We start from the raw sequence: 19,180 nt of genomic DNA, 5'->3' as shown, positions 1-19,180 counted from the left end.
CTACCGAGTCCCTCGCCATGACGACCGCCACAGAGCCAACCAGCATTGACGACATCCTCAGGGAACTCGACAGGGCCAGAAAAAACGGGCCCCTGCACGACATCCTGATTCCCCCTTGTCCTCACCTGCTGACCCGGCTGCAGCACGCCATGGCTCAGGCCGAGCCCGACCTCAACGAGGTGGCGCACATCGCCACCAGCGACGTGGCCATGTCGGCCGCCCTGCTGCGTTCGGCCAACAGCCCCCTGTACGCCGTGGGCCAGCCCGCGCAGACCATCGGCCAGGCCATGAACCGCCTGGGGCTGGAGCAGACCGCGGCCGTGATGACCGGCTTCCTGGCGCAGCGCGCCATCAAGGTCAGCTCCAAACAACTGATGCGCTTCTGGGAGCGCTGCACCAAGCGCGCCCTGGCCATGTCCTTCATGGCCGGCAAGCTGCCGGGCGTGTCGGCTGATCTGGCCCACACCTATGGCCTGTTCTGCCACGTTGGCATGGCCGTGATGGCGCAGAGCGTGCGCGGCTACCTGAGCACCCTGGTCGAAGCCCATGCTCGCATCGACCGCTCCTTTGTCGAAACCGAGAACGCCAACCACCGGACGGACCACGCCGTGGTGGGCGCCCTGGTGTCGCGCGTGTGGCGCCTGGCGCCCACGGTGACGGCGGCCATTCGCCTGCACCACGACCTGGAAGTGCTCGAAGAAAGCCGCTCGCAGTCCGAGGTCAACACCCTGATCGCCATGGGCCTGGTGGCCGACTACTTCATGCACCGCCACGAAGGCCTGGAGCACGATGTGGACTGGAAGAGCCACGGCGGGGCGGCCATGGCATGGCTGCAGATCAGCGGTGACGAACTGCTGGCCTGGGAAGAAGAGCTCCGGGAAACCTTCGAAGCGGCCTGAGGCGCCCATGGGCTGGCGCAGCCCTTAACATTCACGCCTCGGCAAATGCCAATCAGGCAGTGAATCAAAGGGAGCCCACACATGGCTGTATCCAGCTTGCTGGTACTGTTGGACGACATCACGCTCGTCCTGGATGACGTATCGGCCATGGCCAAGGTGGCCGCCAAGAAGGCGGCCGGCGTGCTGGGTGATGACCTGGCGCTCAATGCACAGCAAGTCAGCGGCATCCGTGCCGAACGCGAGTTGCCCGTCGTGTGGGCCGTGGCCAAGGGCTCGGTGCGCAACAAGGTGATTCTGGTGCCCGCGGCACTGGCCATCAGCGCCCTGGCACCGTGGGCCGTGATGCCCTTGTTGATGGCCGGCGGGGCCTACCTGTGCTTTGAAGGTGTCGAAAAGCTCGCGCACCCCTTGCTGCACGGTGACGACCACGAGGACGAGACCCACCGGGAGGCGCTGGCCCATGCCCTGGCCGATGCCGAAGTGGACCTGGTGGCCTTCGAGAAGGACAAGATCGAAGGCGCAGTCCGCACGGACTTCATCCTGTCCGCCGAGATCGTGACCATCACGCTGGGCACCGTGGCCGAAGCCTCGCTGCTCAACCAGATCGTGGTGCTCAGCGGCGTGTCGCTGGTGGTGACCATCGGGGTGTATGGCCTGGTCGCGGCCATCGTGAAGATGGACGATGCTGGCCTGTACCTCAGCCAGCAAGGTGGGCAGGGCGGCCTGGCTGCTTCACGCCGCCAGCTGGGCCTGGGCCTGCTGGCCGCTGCGCCTGTGATGATGCGGGTTCTGTCCGTCGTGGGCACGGCCGCCATGTTCCTGGTGGGGGGCGGCATCCTGTTGCATGGCCTGCCCGGTGCACACGAGGTGCTGGATGCGGCTGAACATGCTGCCCATGGCGTGCCCGTGGTGGGCGGGGCGCTGGCAGCGGTCACACCCATGCTGCTCGACGGCCTGGGTGGTATCGCAGCCGGGGCCATCGTGCTGGCCGCGGTCACCTTGGGGCAAAAGATCATGGGCCTTTTCAGGCGCGGCTGAGCAAAGGCGGCCGCAACGGGGTACAAAGCGGCCTCCCACTCCTTCACAACAGAGGAAGCACCATGAGCCTGACCATGTACTCGGCCTTCATCCCCGTGGCCATTCGCACCCTTCAGAACCTGTCGGCCATCCTGGCCAAGGGCGCGGCCCACTGCGAGGCCCGCAAGATCGACCCCAACGCCTTCCTGAGCGCGCGCCTGTACCCGGACATGTTCCCGCTGAGCCGCCAGGTGCAGATCGCCAGCGACACGGTCAAGGGTGCGGCCGCCCGCCTGGCCGGCATCGAGATCCCGCGCTACGACGACAACGAGACCACGTTTGCTGAACTGCAGGCCCGCCTGGACAAGACCGTGGCCTTCCTGAAGACCATCCAGCCCGCACAGATCGATGGCAAGGAAGACGCCGACATCGTGCTGAGCTTCCCCTCGCGCACCTTCGAGTTCAAGGGCCAGGCCTACCTGACGGGCTGGGTGCTGCCCAACCTGTACTTCCACACGACAACCGCTTATGGGCTGCTGCGCCACGGTGGCGTGGACTTGGGCAAGGCCGATTACCTGGGCGGCGCCTGAAGGTCGTCTGCAGGCCTGGGCTCAATGGCTGCTCGCCTCTGGCGCCGAGGTTGTGGCGGGCAGCCACTTGCTCAGCGTGTGCGCCAGCGCGTTGCGGTCGAAGGGCTTGGTGAGATAGTCGTCCATGCCGCGCTCCAGGCAGGCCTCGCGGTCGCCTGTCAGCGCGTGGGCCGTCAACGCGACCACGGGAGTGCGCTGTCTGGCGGGGGCCTCCGCCTCGATGGCGCGCATCAGCCCCACGGCCTCGTAGCCGTCCATCACGGGCATTTCGCAGTCCATCAGGACCACGTCAAAGGTGTGTGTCTTGAACAGCTCGACGGCCACTTCGCCGTTGCGGGCCAGCTGACAGGTCACGCCCAGGCTCTCCAGCGTCATCGACGCGATGAAGGCGTTGACCTCGTTGTCCTCGACCAGCAGCACCTCGCCACTCAACTGGAAGCCCGCTTCATGCGGTGGCAAAGTGTCGTGAAAACCACTGTCATGGCCGCTGGCATCAACGGGTGCGAGGGCCTCGCGGCTGAAGGGCAGCGTCAACTCGATCTGGAAGGACGTGCCCACGCCCACCACGCTGTTGACCTGGATTCGCCCGCCCATCTCGTCAATGATCTGCTTGCAGATGGCCAGCCCCAGGCCGGTGCCGCCAAAGCTGCGCTTGCTGCCTGACTCCACCTGGTAGAAGGGCTGGAACAGGCTGTCCAGCGCGTCATCGGGGATGCCCATGCCGGTGTCGGACACGTCAATCGTCAGGCGCGCCAGATCGGCATCCAGGGGGCGCACGGCGGCGCTCACCACCACATCACCTTGCTGGGTGAACTTGACGGCATTGCTGACCAGATTGAGCAGGACCTGGCGCAATTTGCCCTCATCGGCCGACAAGGTGCGGATGTCGTCCGGGATGTCGCTGACATGGCCGCGAATACCGATGCCCTTTTGCTCGGCTGTGGCTTGAAAAGCCTGGCAGGCGCTGATGATGGTGTCGCGCGGGTCAAAAGGGGCGGGCGTCAGCCGGATTTTCTGCGCGTCGAGTTTGGCAAAGTCGAGGATTTCATTGAGAACATGCAAGAGGTTCTTGGCCGAATCCCTTGCCGACTTGATGAACAGCCGATCGCGTTGTGACAGGGTTTCGTCATTGAGCATGCTCAAGGCACCGATGACCCCGTTCATCGGGGTGCGGATTTCGTGGCTCATATTGGCCAGGAAAGCCGACTTGGCGCGGTTGGCCGCCTCCGCCTGATCCTTCATGCGGCGCAATTCGGCAATGTGGTTTTTGCGCTTGGATTGCAGGAACAGTTTGCGTTCCCGCAGCAGGGAGAAGCGATACAGCAGGAAACCCAGCGCGTTGGCTGCGGTGATGTGCACGATCATCCGCTGATAGGCCGGTAAATCGAGCCGGGTTTGGGCGCCAAAGGCCAGGGCGCCTGCGCCGATGCCCACAGCCAGCGACACGGTAGCCAGCGCGCCCATGCGGGCAAAGCCATAGGTCAGAAAGGTGCCGAATACGGCCGAGGAGGTCAGGCTCCAGTAAACCGCCATGGGCTGATTGGCAACATGACCCTGAAAGGCAATGAAGTCATTGAGCACCATGACAGAGCCCACGACCAGCGCATAACTGATCGAATAGTGCTCCTTGAAAAAACGCTTGGAATAATGGGCAGAGATCCCGAATATCAGCAGAAATCCGGAAACACCCAGGCGTGCCACTTGGACCACATGATCGAGTGCACGTGCACCGGAAATGAGGTCCACCAGGACGAACACCAGAAAGTAAATGGCGCCGACGAGCGAGGCAACAAACAGGAAACTGGCACCATAGGAGCGATACGCTGCCATGAAATCAGCTTCCAGGCTTTGATTTGCAAAGCCTCTGTTTCCCAGAGATCTCGAGATGCGCTGCATGAGGTGATCACTCAAAGTCAAACTGCCAGAAGACTTGAAGCCAGGAAAGGCCAGCTATTGTTGACCACGATTAACCTGGGCGACGCACAGACGGCAATTTATGTTTCAGCGACCTCGGATGTCAAGCATTTAATAAGCCTGTAACCAACGGCTTATCCAGTTTTAGGCGTTGGGGCTTGATTCGTGCGGCGGGGCGATATGACGCCAGAAAACCAGGCTGAATCTGTCAGCCAGCACGCTGCATCGCCACGGCGGGCAGGCACAGGCGCTGGTAAGCCAGTTCAAAATCCACCCCGATATCCGGATGCCAGGTTTTGGCCAGGAAAGGGTAAAAGGGCCATTTCACGGCGCGCCAGGTGGCGTCTGCGGTGGCCACCTCCATGAAGAACAACCTGTGTGGCACGTTGTTGACGTCTGGCAGCAATAGCTCCTTGCCATCCAGCGCATCCTTGAACTGCATGGCCCGGTACATCCGGTCAACAGGGTGACGTGCCGTAATCAGGACGATATCCATGCCGCAGTGAAAACTCACCTCGTATATGGCCTTGATCAGGGCCGGGGTGGTCATGCGGCCTTCGGAGCCATTGCAAACCGTCAGGCGCCGGGCTTCCAGCAAATACCGGTTGCGAAATTGCGCCGGCAATTGGGTTTCATGTTCAATGCTCAAGGGGCTGGTCACATTGGTGACGAGGCGAATGGAGCCCAGTAATTGGCCACTGGCCTTGCTTTCGGCCACCAGCAGCACGGCGTCATCTCGCAAATCGTCGGGCTCGGCCAGCTCCAGCCGTTTGGCCATTTCCGGCAAATGCCGGCCATATGCCTGCGATCGCAACGCCAGAATGCGATGAAGGTCCTCTTGCGGGTTGGCGATGCGAACCCGAAACGGCAGGTCTTCGCTCTTTTCAAAGGCGATGCCGTAAGGGTGGCTTATGCGTGCTGTCGGTTTGAGCATATCCAACACCTGTCTACTTCCATGACAAACTGAACCCGTTCCACCGATACAGCAAAGGTGGATACGTGGCCCCGCGGGGAGGAGTCAAGGCACTGACAGCCGGTGCCTGGACGGGTGCTCAAGTGGTGAAACCTGGCCTCCCACCTGCCTCACAGGTGTGGAAAGCATGAAGGATTCAAGTGAAAAAGGCCACCTTGTTGGAAGCCCGAAATGCCCGCTTCCCCTTATTCAGGTGTGGTAAGAAAGTGAAACAAACGAGGGGTGTTTAAGGGCTGACCTCAAGCTTGAAGCGCATCGTGCAAGGCCACCATTTCCTGCGTCAGTTTGTGGCGCTGATCCAGGTGGATCATGGGTTTGGCCTGCTGGTGGGATTCCTTGATTTTCACGGAGGCGCTCAGGTAAGGCTGCATCACGGGCAGACCTTCGTCGATCAATTCCTGCACGAGTTTCTGGGGTAGGGACGCACGCGGCTGGAACTGGTTGACCACGATGCCCGAGACCTTGAGGTCCTCGTTGTGATCGGCCTGGATCTCCTGCACGTTGTCCAGCAGGTTGTAGAGCGCGCGGCGCGAGAAGTCGTCGCAGTCAAAGGGGATCAGGCAGCCTTGCGCGGCGATCAGCGCCGAGCGCGTGTAGAAGTTCAGCGCGGGCGGTGTGTCGATGTAGATGCGGTCGAACTCGTCGGCCAGATCGGTCAGGGCATCGCGCAGCTTGTAGATCTTGTAGCGCGATTCCAGCTTGGCATGCAGCTCGTCCAGGCTGGGGTGCGAGGGCATCAGGCGCAGGTTCTCCCAAGGGGTTTCGACCGTGTATTCGTCGGCGCGTTTGGGGCGCGCGCTGAACTTCAAGGTCTGGTCGAAGAACTCGGCAGCGCTGACATCGGCATCTTCTTGGGGGGCACCCAGCAGGTAGTGCGTGGAGTTGCCTTGAGGGTCCAGATCCACGACCAGCGTGCGCAGGCCCTGGCTGGCGCTAATGGCCGCGAGGTTGCAGGTGATGGTGGACTTGCCGACGCCACCCTTCTGGTTGAACACGACATAGCGCATGGCTGTGGACCTTCCTTGGACGCGTTGATGATGGCGACACGCGTGCCGCCTTGGCGTCTATTGTGCACCGCAACAATGCCTGTGCGAGCCCGTCGCTGCAGGTGATCAACGATGTCGGGCCGTTCGCTTGCTGCCTTCGTCGATTTGCTTGACTTCCAGCAACACGGGCTGGTGGTGGTCGGTGCTGTTGGCGAACACCACGGTGCCTTCGACGTGGTGCAGCTTGTCAGATGAGCGAGGCAGCTTGTCGTCCGACAGCAGCTGCACCTCGTGGATGCGGCGCGGGCGCGGTGTCATGCTGACGTCATCGGGCAGCATCACGCACAGCGGCTTGCGCAGCTTGAGGATGACTGTGGTTTCTTTCTTGCTTCGAGGCGTGCTCCAGCCATCGCTGGATGCGCTCGCTCGCCGCTGGCGATGGATCTCACCCGAGACGGTGACCGGGTCGCGTTCGTAGACGCACTGTTCTGATCGCTCCGCGTGGGCTGGAGCGGCAAACAGGTTGATCAGCAAGGCGGCCCATGAAGCCATTGAGGCCCATGAGGCCGCCGCTGTGGTGCAAGACCTCACGGCGTGACTCCTGATTTTTGAATGTTGGACATTCAAGTCTAGGAGCCGCCGCCATTGAGGGCACTCCCCTGTGAAGGGGTGATGTGGTGGATCAGCGACCGGCTTCGGGCAGCTCGATCTTGACTTCAAGTACTTCGAGGTTGTCCTGACGCTCCATGGACACCTTGATGTCGTCCGGGTTGATGGACACGTACTTGGAGATGACTGCGACCAGTTCGCGCTGCAGATCGGGCAGGTAGTTGGGGCTGGGGTTGCGTCCCGTGCGCTCGTGCGCCAGGATCAGCTGCAGCCGCTCCTTGGCCACCGTGGCCGTCTGCTTCTTTTCACCGAGGAAGAAGGACAGGAATCCCATGGTCTTACTTGCCTCCGAACAGGCGCTTGAAGAAGCCGGGCTTTTCAGCTTCGATGAAGCGCAGCGGTTTGTCCTGGCCCAGGAAGCGGTCGATCACGTCCGAGTAGGCCTCGGCCACGTCGGTGCCCTTCATGTGAATGGCGGGGATACCCTGGTTGGAGGCATTGAGCACCGTTTCCGATTCGGGGATCACGCCGATCAGCTTGACGCGCAGGATCTCGTGCACGTCGTCCAGCGACAGCATCTGGCCGCCTTCGACACGGTTGGGGTTGTAGCGCGTGATCAGCAGGTGTTCCTTGATCGGGTCGGCACCGTCCTGCGCGCGCTTGGTCTTGCTGTTGAGCATGCCCAGGATGCGGTCGGAGTCGCGCACCGAAGAGACCTCGGGGTTGGTCACCACGATGGCCTCGTCTGCAAAGTGCATGGCCATCAGCGCGCCGGTTTCGATGCCGGCGGGCGAGTCACACACGATGTATTCGAAGCCCATTTCGGCCAGATCCTGCAGCACCTTCTCGACGCCTTCTTGTGTCAGGGCTTCCTTGTCGCGCGTTTGCGAGGCGGCCAGGACGAACAGGTTCTCACACTGCTTGTCCTTGATCAGGGCCTGGTTGAGGTTGGCCTCGCCATGGATCACGTTGATCAGGTCATAGACCACGCGGCGTTCGCAGCCCATGATCAGGTCGAGGTTGCGCAGGCCGACGTCGAAGTCGATCACTGCAGTCTTGTGGCCGCGAAGGGCCAGGCCGGAAGCGAAGCTGGCGCTGGTGGTCGTCTTGCCGACGCCCCCTTTGCCGGAGGTCACCACGATGATCTTGGCCATGGATGGCGGTCCTTTCAGAGGTCAGTCTTGTTCAAATGTCGATGGGGTCGAAAACCAGGCGCTCGCCGTCAAGCCGGATCTGGGCCGGTTTGCCTTTGATGTTGGTGGGCAGCGGGTTTTCGGTGGTGCGGTAGGTGCCTGCGATGGACAGCAATTCGGGCTCCATGCAGGTCGAGAAAATGCGGGCTTGCGTGTTGCCCTTGGCGCCGGCAATGGCCTTGCCGCGCAGGGGCGCATACACGTGGATGTTGCCGTCGGCGATGACTTCGGCACCGTGGTTGACCACGGCCATGACGATGAGGTCGCCGCCCTTGGCGTAGATCTGCTGGCCCGAGCGCAGCGGCTTGTCGATGACCATGGTGGTGGCCGACACCGGCACTTCCACGCGGACCTCGACGGGCACTTCACGCACGACTTCCTTGATGACTTCCTGCACCACGGTCTTGGTGATCGTTTCTGCGCGGGCCGGGGCCGAGTGGCTGTCCGGCGCTTCGCCCAGGCCAGCCTCTTGTGCGGCAGCCGTCTGCTTGACCGTGCCGCCACGCACGGCCACAGGCTTGAGCTTGAAGCTGGTCAGCAGCGCGATCAGTGCTTCGAAATTGACGGTGGCGTCCAGGCTGGCCAGGTGGGTGAGGTCGATCACCACCGGGTCATTGCTGAAGAAATCAGGGGTGTCGCCAAAGCGTTCTGCCATGGCTTGACCCAGGGCCTGGATGTTGCCGGTCTTGAGCAGGAAGGCTTCCAGGGAGAGCGAGGCGCTCTTGAGGTCGAACAGGGCGGAGGCGTTCGCGGTTGATGCGGCGGACATGGACGACAGGCGCTGAGAAAACCCGATTTTAAGGCATGCCCGCACAGGGACTTGTCCCTAGCTTGGCTTGCGCGGCCCGTCGCGGCGTTCGATGGCATGGAATATCGGCTTTCTCGAAGTGATTCGACTGGGAATCCGACGTTACGCGAAGTGTCGGGCGTCTTCAGGTTCGACCCTCACGGAACACCTGCTCCCCCGACATCTAGATCGCCTTCGCGATACTCGCGGGCCTGACGGCAGACCTGGCCGATGTTGCGAGCCAGGGCCTCAGCGGGCGCGAACTCGCGCTGCTATTCGGTGGTCTGTGCCTGCTCTATAGTGTCTCGCACGAGATCTTCGTCGACGTCGAAGCGCGTGAACTCGACGACCCGCCTGAGGCCGATGATGCCTCGCCCAGCAAGGATCAGTCGGCCGCTGATGGTCTCCAGCGCTTGCCTTGGGGTTTATCGGTCAAGTTGCCAGATCTAAATGGTGTTCTCGCTCGACTCGGTGAGCACCGCGGTCGGCATGGTGGATCTCATCTGCGTGATGATGGTGGTGATCTAGCCCATCGTCGACTTCGGCGACCGCCATCGCTCTGTGAAGGGGCTGGCACAGGCTTCCTCGTGATCGTTGGCATGGCCTTGATGGCCGAGTTGCTGGGCGTGCATGTGCCCAAGGGCTACATCTACGCGGCAATGCCCACTCATAGCGGCGAGGGGCGCAACATCAGGGTGCGTTCGCAGCGCCAAAAGCAGATGGCCGGAGGCCATGAAGCTTGACCGGTTTGTTTGACGCGAGAGGGGGCGAGTTGCTCCGCCTTTCAGGGCAGGTGCCCTGGATGGAAACGATCATCTCAACGTGCAAACCGCGCGCGCACCGGGCTGGAGTCCCCGTAAAAACTTGGATCTGGCTGAATGCGTGCTGTTGTATGCTGCGTGAACGGTGCTGGTGCCGTGCACTTCATGTCGATGTGCAGAAGCCCGACAATCCATCAAAAAGGGAGTTTGCAATGTTTAAACAGATTGTTTCAAAACGCGTGGCGATGTGTCTTGCCGCATGGCTGTCTACCAGCGCGCTGGTATCCGCCGCTGATGCGGCCACCGTGACCGACGCAGGTATTGCACTGAATGGGCAGTGCATCTTTGGCACATGCAGCGGGCTGAGCCCGGCCGGTCCGGGTGGTTCAGCGCCATTGAACACGGGCGGCAATTCCCAGAACATTGTTCTGCCGAACAAGGACAAATATCGCCTTGATGTGTGGTCGAACAATGTCGCGGGCGCGGGCGCGACGGATATGCGCAATTGGGGTTTCGCGCTCATCTACGACGGGCAGGATGACGGGACGACTTTCGGCAACTCCAAGCTGTCTCAGGCAGACCATGTCGATCTCAGCTTTTACCAGGCCTTCGCGTCGAATACGGGTATCACGGTCGGTACGCCGATCACCAGCTACATCAGCACGAGGGGGCCCAATGGCGATACCCCGAGCCGTGTGGACGCTTCCTTCACTGATGTGTTGAGCGGGCTGGTCGTGGCAGTCAAGAACGACTTGAGCCGCTTGCGGACCGAGCCGACCAGCGTGTCATATGCGTTGACCTCCCAGAATGGCGAGGCTGTCAGCAAGATGAGCTTCTCCATCGACATGGCGGCAGGTTCCTATATGGGTACCGGCTTCAATGTGATGGCCATCCCCGAACCCGGCGAAGCCTCGATGTTCCTGCTCGGTACGCTGGGCATGTTCGCAGCCGTGCGGCGCCAACGAGCACGCTAAGGCTGACTAGCCCCGCATGTCATGCCGTCATCTGATGGCGGCTGGCGGTGCCATTAGCGAAGGGCTTTGAGCAACGTCGCAATGCCTTGACCACCGCCAGCCTATAGCGTCGCCAGGGCATAGCGTGATCCTTGATACACGAAGAGCAGATGAGGCATTGCCGGTGATGCGAGCGCGCCACCTCCCACATTGATCTTGGCCTCTTCTTGCTCCAGTTGTTGCATGCAGGTCAGAGCCTGCGAAAATGGCTTTATTGAATGCGATGAGGGCGAGCCGTCGACCCGTAGGTCCGCCCGGGTAACTGCCTTGCTTGTGACGGGCATGGGCCCATGCCCATTTTGATCGGGCCAAACCCCGATCTCGGCCTGATGGCGACCAGGTGAGGCCATACTGGTGCCTGTTTGCATGGGAGCCGAGGCAGGCGTGGATCGTTTTTTATCGTCGGATCAGATAGGCCTGGCCGTGGCCCTGGGGGCTGGGCTGCTCATTGGCCTGGAGCGCGAGCGGCGCAAGGGCCAGGGCGATGACCGGCAGGCGGCAGGCCTGCGCACCTTCATGGTGGCGGCGCTGGCGGGCGCGATGGCGCAGATCGTGTCGGTGGTGCTGGCCTCGGTGGTGCTGGCTGGTGTTGCGACGCTGGCGGCGCTGTCCTACTGGCGCAGCCGTTCGCGCGACCCGGGCTTGACGACTGAACTGGCCTTGCTGGCCACCACGCTGATCGGCATGCTGGCGATTTCCAGCCCGGCACTGGCGGCGGGCTGTGCGGTCATGTTGGCCGGGGTGCTGGCAGCGCGGGAGCGCCTGCATCACTTCGCGACCGTCTGGCTGACGCAGCAGGAACTGCATGACGGGCTGCTGCTGTGCGCGCTGGTACTGGTGTTGATGCCACTGTTGCCCGCCACGCCGGTGAGCTGGCTGGGGCAACTGTCGCCTCAACGGGTGCTGATGCTGGTGATCATGATCCTGTTGATGCAGGCGATGGGGCATGTCGCACAACGCTTGCTCGGTGCGCGGGCGGGGCTGGCCATCTCGGGCCTGCTGGGTGGTTTTGCATCCAGCACGGCCACGATCAGCGCCATGGGCGCGCTGGCCCGGCGGGGTGGTGCACCTTTGCGGCTGGCCTGGTGTGGTGCGGTCCTGTCCATGGTCGCGACCTGGGTGCTGTTGTTGATGATGGCGTCCGTGGTGTCATCGGCCGTGACGCAGTTGCTGTGGCCGCTGGTGGCAGTGGGCGTGGCCGTGCCCTTGTCGCTGGGTGTGTTGTTGTGGCGGCGAGGTGAGGGCGGCCAGTCTTTGGGCGAAACGCATGAGGTGCTGCGCATCCGTGAGGCCGCCCTGGTGACCGGCTTGTTGATGGGCGGCGCGGTGCTGGTGAACCTGGCGCGTCAGCACGGCCTGGCGGGCCTGATGCTGGGCACAGGCGTGGCAGCGATTGCCGATGCGCATGCCCCCATGGCCAGCCTGATGTCGCTGTTCGGGGCCGGCCACCTGAGTGCGCCCAATTTGCGCATGGGGGTGCTGGTGGCCATCAGCGTGAATGGCGTGACGCGCTCGGCCGTGGCCTTTGTGGCCGGTGGCCCGCGTTTTGGCTGGGGCGTGATGCTGGCGCTGGCCGCCAATATGGCGGTGGCCTGGGCGTATGCGCTGTGGGTGGCCTGATGTGCTCAGGCCCTGTGAGGCTCAGGGTGGCGTGCAGTACAGGGCTTGGTATGTGGCCTGGTGCGGGGCTCAGTGAAGGCCCATGCCGCGCTTGAACTGCGCCAGCGTGTCGTTGATGACGACATCTTCGTTGCTCACCATGTTGTCGTAGCCCTGGCCGGTGGTGAACAGGCGCTCGCGGGTTTCGAAGTCGTACACCGTCAGTGCAAACAGGCTGAAGCGGTACCACATGTCCCACTTGCTGATGTAATTCAGGCGCACCACGATCTTGTTGGCGCGGTCACCTTCCACGTTGGAGATGCCCGCGATGATCTTGGCCACGGCCGGGCTGGCCTTCTCCAGCCCCTCGGCCTTGTCGAAGCGCACGGCCTTGTAGGCTGGCTCGCTGGCGCTCTTGACGAAGTCCAGCACGGTGCTGTGCTTGATCGAGAAGTTGATGTTCTGGGGCAGCGCGCCGCCTGTGGCCTGGGCCACGGCGAAGGGGTTGATGGTCTGCTGGATGACGCCAATGATCTGGCCATCCTTGTCGAGCAGGGGGCCACCACTGTTGCCGGGCTGGATCTCCGCCGACACCTGAACCTGCTTGGGGTCGTCGCGCAGGCCGGTGGTGGCACTCAACAGGCCCTTGGTCATGCGGGCGCTGTTGCCCAGCAGGCTGCTCAAGGGGTAGCCAATGGTGAAGACGTCTTCACCCATGTGGTAGCCCTTGTTGATGCTGCGAAAGCTCAGTGCAGCCACGGCTGGGTTGGGCTTGTCACGCGTCTTGATGAGGGCCAGGTCGGCGTCCTTGTCGGCCTTGACCACATCGGCGAAATAGCGGGTGCCATTGAGCGTCACGGTGGCGGTCTTCTCTTCGCCGAGCACGTGGGCGCAGGTGAGGATGAAGCCCTCATCGCCAATCAGGAAGCCCGTGCCTTGCGCCCCTTCGATGGATTTGCCCGGTGGGTACACCGTGACCTTGTAGCCCATCTGCTCGAAGGCCGTGGCCAGGCGCGGCATCACGTTGCGCGGGTCGCTGTCAGGCGGCAGGAGGTACAGCTCCTTGTAGTTGGCAAGGCTCTTGGCCTTGAGCGTGGCCGACTGGTTCGGGTTGGCCACCAGGCGTGTGGCCGATGCGCAGCCCGTGAGGTTGGCGCCGGTGGCCACCACCGTGGCCAGCGCCAGCAGGTGCAGCACCCTGGACGAGATGGCCGACATGGCGCCGGCCATGGCGCGAGAAGCAACGGGCGAGAAATTCATGGGGCTCCCTGCTGAGGCAGTCAGTTTGTATCAAGCTCAAGCGCCATGTTACAGCGCCTTGACTGGCTTGCAGAGGGGCTTGCCCAGGGCGCGCAAGCCCGGGGCTGGCGCCCCGAAGCCCGCGCGCCGGGCAAGGTGCCGCGGGATCAGTTCAGTGCCTCCAGCACCGTGGCGATGCCCTGTCCACCGCCGATGCACTGGGTGGCCAAGGCATAGCGGGCTCGCTGGCGCTTGAGCAGCGAGGCGGCCTTGCCAGTGATGCGCGCGCCAGTGGCCCCCAGAGGGTGCCCCAACGCCAGCGCGCCGCCGTCCAGGTTCACTTTGGCGGGGTCCAACGCCAGTTCGCGCAGGCAGGCCAGGGCCTGCGAAGAGAAGGCCTCGTTGATCTCGATGAGGTCCAGGTCGCTCGCCTGCAGGCCCGCACGGGCCAGTGCCTTGCGGGTGGCGGGCACCGGACCCATGCCCATCTCGGTGGGGTCGCAGCCCACGGTGGCAAAGGCGCGGATGCGTGCCAGCGGCGCCAGGCCATGTTGCTGCGCAAAGGCCTCACTGGTGACCAGCACGGCGGCCGCGCCGTCGGTCAGCGGCGAGGATGTGCCCGCCGTGACCACGCCATCGGCCCGGAAGGCGGGCTTGAGCGCGGCCAGGGCGTCCAGCGTGGTTTGCGGACGAATGCAGCCGTCGCTGGTGATGCGCTGGCCATCGCGGTCCACGATGGGAATGATTTCGTCTTGCAGGTGGCCCTGCTCACGCGCGGCGGCGGCCTTCTGGTGCGAGTGCAGGGCCAGTTGTTCCTGATCACTGCGGGCGACCTGGTAGCGCTGGGCCACGTTCTCGGCGGTTTCGCCCATGGTGATGTAGGCCTGCGGGTAACGCTCCAGCAGCTCGGGGCTGGGATCGAAGTGCAGACCGCCCTGCGGCACCATGCTCATGGATTCGACGCCCGCGCAGATGAAGGCCTCGCCCATGCCCGCCTCGATCTGCGCGGCCGCCATGTGGATGGCCGACATCGATGAGCCACAGAAGCGGTTGATGGTCATGCCACCCACCTGCTGAGGCAGGTCGGCGAGGAACACCACGAGCCGCGCCAGGTTGTTGCCTTGAGGGCCCTCGGGGTAGGCGCAGCCCAGAATGAGGTCTTCGATGAGCGCGGGGTCCAGGTCCACCTTGTTCATCAACCCTTGCACGACCTGGGCGGTGAGCACGTCGGGGCGAACCTGGGCCAGTGCGCCCTTGCGAGCGAAGTGGAAGGGGGAGCGCGCATACGCGGTGATCACGGCTTTCATGATGGTCCTTTCTCAATTTGACTACCTACCGATTGGTAGTCTTTGGTGCCAAAAAAATGCCGGAAAAAGCCGGCGCTGGGTCAAGCAGGATTCAGGGCAAGGCAGGCAGGTTCAGCTGAGCGACGAGCGGGGCCAGGGCTTCATCGAAGTCGGATGACCGGCCGGTGATGCGGGCCGACAGCAGGGCGCCCTGGCAAACGGCGAATATTTCGGCGGCGACCTGGGCTGGTGTGGCGTGGGCTTTGGTGCCTGTGCGTTTGATCTGGCCGATGACCACGGTCAACCAGTCGATCTGGCGCTGGCGCATCCGGCGAACCGCTTGCTGCAGACCGGGCTCGATGCTGTCCCAACCGGGGCCCAGTGCACCGCCTGGGCACACGCGTTTGCCGGCACCGAGCACATCCCGAAACATCAGGATGTAGGCTTGTAATTGCACTTGAGGCGAACCGCCCAGTTGCCCCACCCAGTCGTCAAATTGGCGAACACTGCGCTCCAGCACGGCGATGCCCAGCGCCTCCTTGGATGGGAAGTGGTGATAAAGGCTGGCCTTGCGGACGCCCACCCGGTCCGCCAGTTCCTGAAAGCTCAGGCCCAGGTAGGACCGCGTCTGGATCAGTTCGCGTGCCACCCGCAGGATGGACAGGCGGGTGTCGCTGGCGTCTTCAATGGATTTCAGGCTGGCATGACTCATGAACCTACTGTACGGTAGGTAGCGATACTTGAGTCAATGCTGGGGGAATCAGCGACCCTTCTTCCTCGGGCCACCCGCGCTTCTGCTCAGCGGGCCCGCAGCCGGTTTGCGCGCACCTGTTTCACGCGGTGGCAAGCCGGTGTGCTGCGTCAGGATCTGGCCCTTGCGGGGCTGTACCTTGGGCAGCGCCCGCGGATCAGCCGGCTCCACGGCGCGGTTGGTGCGGCCGGTGGTGACCACCGAGGCCTTGCTGCCCGACCCTGTCGAGTTCTTGCGGCGCGCGCTCTGGTAGCTGCCATCCGTCTGCGGCTGGTAGAAGGGGATCAGGTGGTGCTGGCCATTGCCGATCAGGTCGGCACGGCCCATGGCCTTGAGCGCCTCGCGCAGCAGTGGCCAGTTGTTGGGGTCGTGGTAGCGCAGGAAGGCCTTGTGCAGGCGGCGGCGCTTCTCGCCCTTGACGATGTCCACCTTCTCGGCCTTGCCCTCAATGCGGCTGATGCCCTTGAGCGGGTTGCGGCCCGAGTGGTACATGGCCGTGGCCGTGGCCATGGGGCTGGGGTAGAAGGTCTGCACCTGGTCGGCCTTGAAGCCATTGCGCTTGAGCCAGACGGCCAGGTTCATCATGTCTTCGTCGCTGGTGCCCGGGTGGGCGGCGATGAAATAGGGGATGAGGTACTGCTTCTTGCCGGCCTCGGCGCTGTACTGCTCGAACAGCTGCTTGAACTTGTCGTAGGTGCCGATGCCCGGCTTCATCATCTTGGACAGCGGGCCGCCCTCGGTGTGCTCCGGCGCGATCTTCAGGTAGCCGCCCACGTGGTGCGTGACCAGCTCCTTGATGTACTCGGGTGACTTGATGGCCAGGTCATAACGCAGGCCCGAGCCGATCAGGATCTTCTTGACGCCACGCAACTCGCGCGCACGGCGGTACATCTTGATGAGCGGGCCGTGGTGCGTGTTGAGGTTGGGGCAGATGCCGGGGTAGACGCACGAGGGCTTGCGGCAAGCGGCCTCGATCTCCTTGGATCGGCAGCCGATGCGGTACATGTTGGCGGTGGGGCCGCCCAGGTCGGAGATGACGCCGGTGAAGCCCTTGACCTTGTCGCGGATCTCTTCGATCTCGTGGATGACCGAGTCCTCGCTGCGGCTCTGGATGATGCGGCCTTCATGCTCGGTGATGGAGCAGAAGGTGCAGCCGCCGAAGCAGCCACGCATGATGTTCACGCTGAAGCGGATCATCTCCCACGCGGGGATCTTGGTGCCGTGGTCGTGGCTGCCATTTTCATCGGCATAAGCCGGGTGCGGGCTGCGCTCGTACTCCAGGCCGAAGACGTAGTCCATCTCGGCCATGGTCAGCGGGATGGGCGGCGGGTTGATCCACACGTCGCGGTGGGCATGGGCCTGCACCAGTGCGCGGGCGTTGCCGGGGTTGGTCTCCAGGTGCAGCACGCGGTTGGCGTGGGCATACAGCACGGGGTCGCTCTTGACCTGCTCATAAGAGGGCAGGCGGATCACGGTGCGGTCGCGCGGGGGCAGAGCGATCTTGCCGCTGCGAACGGGCAGGCCGGCTTCCGCGTTGGCCTTGATGGCCGCGGACTTGGCCGCCAGGGCCGGGTTGCTGACCAGCTTGATGGGCTTGGCGCCGTCGGACAGATCGGCCTGGCCGCCTGCCTCGCCCCCAATGCTCACCTTGCCGCTGTTCTTGAGCGGATCGAAGGCGCCTTCTTCTTCACGTGCGCAGGTCTCACCCTGGGCCTCGGCCTGCTGGGCCATGGTCATGTAGGGGTTGATGTGCTGGTCGATGCGGCCGGGCATATCCACTTCGGTGGAGTCCAGCTCGAACCAACCCTGGGCGCTCGGGTCATTGGTGCGGCGCAGGAAGGCGGTGCCGCGCACATCGGTGATCTGCTCGACGGGCTCGCGGGCGGCCAGGCGGTGGGCCACTTCCACGATCGCGCGCTCGGCGTTGCCGTACAGCAGCAGGTCGGCCTTGGCATCCATGATGATGGAGCGGCGCACCTTGTCGGACCAATAGTCATAGTGCGCGATGCGGCGCAGCGAGGCCTCGATGCCGCCCATGATGATGGGCACTTCGGGGTAGGCTTCCTTGCAGCGCTGGGCGTACACCAGCGAGGCGCGATCAGGCCGCTTGCCGGCCACGCCGCCGGGCGTGTAGGCGTCGTCGCTGCGGATCTTGCGATCAGCCGTGTAGCGGTTGATCATCGAGTCCATGTTGCCGGCCGCCACGCCGTAGAACAAATTGGGCTTGCCCAGCACCTTGAACGGGTCGGCGCTTTGCCAGTCGGGCTGCGCGATGATGCCCACGCGGAAGCCCTGGGCCTCCAGCACGCGGCCGATCACGGCCATGCCGAAGCTGGGGTGGTCCACATAGGCGTCGCCCGTGACGATGATGATGTCGCAGCTGTCCCAGCCGAGCTCGTTCATCTCCTCGCGGCTCATGGGCAGGAACTTGGCCCGGCCAAAGCGCTTGGCCCAATACGGCCGGTAGCCGTTCAGCGGCTTGGGCGGTTTGGGCATGGTGATCGCCGGCGTGGTGACGGGATCAGCGGCGGGGGACTCGGTGGTCTGGGCGGACATGGGCAAAGGGCGCTGGCTGACACCGTGGCGGATATCAGGCAAAGGGAAGCGGACAACCCTCTATTGTCGCCGCAGTCGCCCGATCAGAGGCCTCATTCTGATCATGGGCATTCGCCTGGAGGGGGCTTGGGCCTGCGCAGGTTTGCCTGGAGGCGCCAGTGGCCTCAGCGGCTCCAGCGCGTCATGCGCCCGTATTCCCGAAAGCCCAGGCGCCGGTAGGTGGGCTCGCCCATGTGCGAGGCTTGCAAGGTGACGCCGCGCGCGCCCCGCTCCAGCGCCAGGTTGGTGACGGCCGCCGTGCAGGCGGCGGCCAGGCAGGCACCGCGCGCCTCGGGCAGGGTACCGACCCAGTAGACGCCGGCCACTTCACCCGTGTGCAGGGCCATGGCTGCCGCCGCGACCTCGCCTTGCGCGTTGCGGGCCAGGGCGATGGAGACATCCGCTGCCAGCAGGCCATCGGTTTGCACGAAGAAGCTGGGTGTCATGAACTCGGGCAGGCCCAGGGTGGCGTAGGCCTTGGCACACACGTTGACGAAGGCGGGCAGCTCGGCCGCCTGGGTCAACAGGTCGATGCGCCAGCCGGCGGCCGTGGGTGGCATGGCCAGCGGGGCCTCGGCCAGCATGGCGGGCAGGTCGGCGTGCGCGGTGAAGCCTTGCGCGCCCAGGCAGGCGTCCAGGTCCAGATCCTGGCGGCTCATGGTGATGACGGCGTAGGGGTTGGCCGAGCCGCCGTAAAAGGCGCCTGCCTGTTGCAGCAGCAGATCGGGCTTGACGGTCGAGTCCAGCCGGATCACGCAGTTCTGATGCGGCAAAGGCAAGGGCAGCGTCCCCTGGTGCAGCAGCACGCCATTGAGTTCCAGCAACTTGGCCGCCGGTTGCCAGCGCGAGTGCAGGCGTACGGCGTGCGCCAGGTTCTGGTCGGCCAGGTCTTCAAGGCTGGTGGCGGAATGGGCGGGCATCCGGGCTCCTGAGTTTGATGGTGTTGGCTGCCCATGCTAGCCAAACCC

The 19,180-nt window shown here is 63.7% G+C and carries 19 protein-coding genes; 6 read left to right on the top strand and 13 right to left on the bottom strand.

The features are described 5' to 3' along the window. Positions 1–17: 17 nt before the first annotated feature. The 3 genes from JY96_RS05950 (at position 18) to JY96_RS05940 (ending at position 2,506) form a co-directional block, all read left to right on the top strand. Positions 18–899: an HDOD domain-containing protein gene (locus JY96_RS05950; RefSeq protein WP_035035790.1), complete on the top strand. Its 882-nt coding sequence runs from the start codon at positions 18–20 to the stop codon at positions 897–899. An 81-nt stretch (positions 900–980) separates the two neighbouring features. Further along, positions 981–1,937, top strand: a complete 957-nt coding sequence (locus tag JY96_RS05945) for a DUF808 domain-containing protein (protein WP_035035789.1) — start codon at positions 981–983, stop codon at positions 1,935–1,937. A gap of 62 nt (positions 1,938–1,999) precedes the next feature. Further along, on the top strand, positions 2,000–2,506 hold the full coding sequence (locus tag JY96_RS05940; RefSeq protein ID WP_035035787.1) for a DUF1993 family protein: 507 nt from the start codon (positions 2,000–2,002) through the stop codon (positions 2,504–2,506). 21 nt (positions 2,507–2,527) lie between these two features. On the opposite strand, the gene JY96_RS05935 is transcribed toward JY96_RS05940, so the two are convergent. The 7 genes from JY96_RS05935 to minC all read right to left on the bottom strand — a co-directional run bounded on the left by JY96_RS05935 (position 2,528) and on the right by minC (position 8,950). Next, the gene (locus tag JY96_RS05935; RefSeq protein WP_052162188.1) at positions 2,528–4,336 is read right to left on the bottom strand and encodes an ATP-binding protein; all 1,809 of its coding nucleotides are present in this window, start codon (positions 4,334–4,336) and stop codon (positions 2,528–2,530) included. A 292-nt stretch (positions 4,337–4,628) separates the two neighbouring features. Further along, positions 4,629–5,354 (bottom strand): hypothetical protein, encoded by a 726-nt coding sequence (locus JY96_RS05930; protein WP_052162187.1) that lies wholly within the window; start codon positions 5,352–5,354, stop codon positions 4,629–4,631. Positions 5,355–5,632: 278 nt separating this feature from the next. Then, entirely contained in the window at positions 5,633–6,400 is a 768-nt protein-coding gene (locus JY96_RS05925) for a ParA family protein (RefSeq protein ID WP_035035785.1), read from the bottom strand. Positions 6,401–6,505: 105 nt separating this feature from the next. Continuing rightward, positions 6,506–6,931 carry a hypothetical protein gene (locus JY96_RS05920; RefSeq protein ID WP_035035784.1) on the bottom strand — a complete coding sequence of 142 codons (426 nt, stop codon included), beginning with the start codon at positions 6,929–6,931 and terminating at the stop codon, positions 6,506–6,508. A 130-nt stretch (positions 6,932–7,061) separates the two neighbouring features. Next, the gene (gene minE / locus JY96_RS05915) at positions 7,062–7,322 is read right to left on the bottom strand and encodes a cell division topological specificity factor MinE (RefSeq protein ID WP_035035783.1); all 261 of its coding nucleotides are present in this window, start codon (positions 7,320–7,322) and stop codon (positions 7,062–7,064) included. Between the two features lie 4 nt (positions 7,323–7,326). Further along, positions 7,327–8,142 (bottom strand): septum site-determining protein MinD, encoded by an 816-nt coding sequence (gene minD, locus JY96_RS05910; RefSeq protein ID WP_035035782.1) that lies wholly within the window; start codon positions 8,140–8,142, stop codon positions 7,327–7,329. Between the two features lie 31 nt (positions 8,143–8,173). Then, entirely contained in the window at positions 8,174–8,950 is a 777-nt protein-coding gene (gene minC, locus JY96_RS05905; RefSeq protein ID WP_035035781.1) for a septum site-determining protein MinC, read from the bottom strand. A 605-nt stretch (positions 8,951–9,555) separates the two neighbouring features. Here minC and JY96_RS23515 point away from each other — a divergent pair. Next, on the top strand, positions 9,556–9,711 hold the full coding sequence (locus tag JY96_RS23515) for a hypothetical protein (protein ID WP_161784245.1): 156 nt from the start codon (positions 9,556–9,558) through the stop codon (positions 9,709–9,711). A gap of 59 nt (positions 9,712–9,770) precedes the next feature. Then, entirely contained in the window at positions 9,771–10,703 is a 933-nt protein-coding gene (locus JY96_RS05900) for a hypothetical protein (RefSeq protein ID WP_152606374.1), read from the top strand. A 101-nt stretch (positions 10,704–10,804) separates the two neighbouring features. On the opposite strand, the gene JY96_RS24260 is transcribed toward JY96_RS05900, so the two are convergent. After that, on the bottom strand, positions 10,805–11,092 hold the full coding sequence (locus JY96_RS24260; protein WP_369796190.1) for a hypothetical protein: 288 nt from the start codon (positions 11,090–11,092) through the stop codon (positions 10,805–10,807). Positions 11,093–11,108: 16 nt separating this feature from the next. Here JY96_RS24260 and JY96_RS05895 point away from each other — a divergent pair, with 16 nt between their 5' ends. Then, a complete protein-coding gene (locus JY96_RS05895) occupies positions 11,109–12,362 on the top strand; it encodes a DUF4010 domain-containing protein (protein WP_052162186.1) in 1,254 nt (417 codons plus the stop codon). Positions 12,363–12,431: 69 nt separating this feature from the next. Here JY96_RS05895 and JY96_RS22010 read toward each other — a convergent pair whose 3' ends face one another. The 5 genes from JY96_RS22010 to JY96_RS22005 form a co-directional block, all read right to left on the bottom strand. Further along, on the bottom strand, positions 12,432–13,601 hold the full coding sequence (locus tag JY96_RS22010; protein WP_052162185.1) for a S1C family serine protease: 1,170 nt from the start codon (positions 13,599–13,601) through the stop codon (positions 12,432–12,434). 146 nt (positions 13,602–13,747) lie between these two features. Further along, positions 13,748–14,887, bottom strand: coding sequence for a thiolase family protein (locus JY96_RS05885; protein WP_035035776.1), 1,140 nt, complete (start codon positions 14,885–14,887; stop codon positions 13,748–13,750). A 91-nt stretch (positions 14,888–14,978) separates the two neighbouring features. Further along, positions 14,979–15,578, bottom strand: coding sequence for a TetR/AcrR family transcriptional regulator (locus JY96_RS05880; protein WP_035035774.1), 600 nt, complete (start codon positions 15,576–15,578; stop codon positions 14,979–14,981). 48 nt (positions 15,579–15,626) lie between these two features. Further along, complete coding sequence (locus JY96_RS05875; protein WP_052162904.1) at positions 15,627–18,113, bottom strand: YgiQ family radical SAM protein; 2,487 nt, start codon at positions 18,111–18,113, stop codon at positions 15,627–15,629. Positions 18,114–18,337: 224 nt separating this feature from the next. Beyond that, positions 18,338–19,132, bottom strand: a complete 795-nt coding sequence (locus JY96_RS22005; RefSeq protein WP_052162184.1) for a GNAT family N-acetyltransferase — start codon at positions 19,130–19,132, stop codon at positions 18,338–18,340. Between the last annotated feature and the right edge of the window lie 48 nt (positions 19,133–19,180).

The sequence above is a fragment of the Aquabacterium sp. NJ1 genome, assembly GCF_000768065.1.
Lineage (GTDB): Bacteria > Pseudomonadota > Gammaproteobacteria > Burkholderiales > Burkholderiaceae_C > Aquabacterium.
This window is presented reverse-complemented; position numbering and strand designations above follow the sequence as displayed.

Excerpts from the sequence above, each read along its gene's own strand:
- JY96_RS05930 (WP_052162187.1), bottom strand. The coding sequence starts at position 5,354 with ATGCTCAAACCGACAGCACGCATAAGCCACCCTTACGGCATCGCCTTT.
- minC (WP_035035781.1), bottom strand. The coding sequence starts at position 8,950 with ATGTCCGCCGCATCAACCGCGAACGCCTCCGCCCTGTTCGACCTCAAG.
- JY96_RS05925 (WP_035035785.1), bottom strand. The coding sequence starts at position 6,400 with ATGCGCTATGTCGTGTTCAACCAGAAGGGTGGCGTCGGCAAGTCCACC.
- JY96_RS24260 (WP_369796190.1), bottom strand. The coding sequence starts at position 11,092 with ATGGCCTCACCTGGTCGCCATCAGGCCGAGATCGGGGTTTGGCCCGAT.
- JY96_RS05940 (WP_035035787.1), top strand. The coding sequence starts at position 2,000 with ATGAGCCTGACCATGTACTCGGCCTTCATCCCCGTGGCCATTCGCACC.
- JY96_RS22010 (WP_052162185.1), bottom strand. The coding sequence starts at position 13,601 with ATGAATTTCTCGCCCGTTGCTTCTCGCGCCATGGCCGGCGCCATGTCG.
- JY96_RS05945 (WP_035035789.1), top strand. The coding sequence starts at position 981 with ATGGCTGTATCCAGCTTGCTGGTACTGTTGGACGACATCACGCTCGTC.
- JY96_RS05885 (WP_035035776.1), bottom strand. The coding sequence starts at position 14,887 with ATGAAAGCCGTGATCACCGCGTATGCGCGCTCCCCCTTCCACTTCGCT.
- JY96_RS05935 (WP_052162188.1), bottom strand. The coding sequence starts at position 4,336 with ATGGCAGCGTATCGCTCCTATGGTGCCAGTTTCCTGTTTGTTGCCTCG.
- JY96_RS05875 (WP_052162904.1), bottom strand. The coding sequence starts at position 18,113 with ATGCCCAAACCGCCCAAGCCGCTGAACGGCTACCGGCCGTATTGGGCC.
- minD (WP_035035782.1), bottom strand. The coding sequence starts at position 8,142 with ATGGCCAAGATCATCGTGGTGACCTCCGGCAAAGGGGGCGTCGGCAAG.
- minE (WP_035035783.1), bottom strand. The coding sequence starts at position 7,322 with ATGGGATTCCTGTCCTTCTTCCTCGGTGAAAAGAAGCAGACGGCCACG.
- JY96_RS05900 (WP_152606374.1), top strand. The coding sequence starts at position 9,771 with ATGGAAACGATCATCTCAACGTGCAAACCGCGCGCGCACCGGGCTGGA.
- JY96_RS05895 (WP_052162186.1), top strand. The coding sequence starts at position 11,109 with ATGGGAGCCGAGGCAGGCGTGGATCGTTTTTTATCGTCGGATCAGATA.
- JY96_RS22005 (WP_052162184.1), bottom strand. The coding sequence starts at position 19,132 with ATGCCCGCCCATTCCGCCACCAGCCTTGAAGACCTGGCCGACCAGAAC.
- JY96_RS05950 (WP_035035790.1), top strand. The coding sequence starts at position 18 with ATGACGACCGCCACAGAGCCAACCAGCATTGACGACATCCTCAGGGAA.
- JY96_RS05920 (WP_035035784.1), bottom strand. The coding sequence starts at position 6,931 with ATGGCTTCATGGGCCGCCTTGCTGATCAACCTGTTTGCCGCTCCAGCC.
- JY96_RS05880 (WP_035035774.1), bottom strand. The coding sequence starts at position 15,578 with ATGAGTCATGCCAGCCTGAAATCCATTGAAGACGCCAGCGACACCCGC.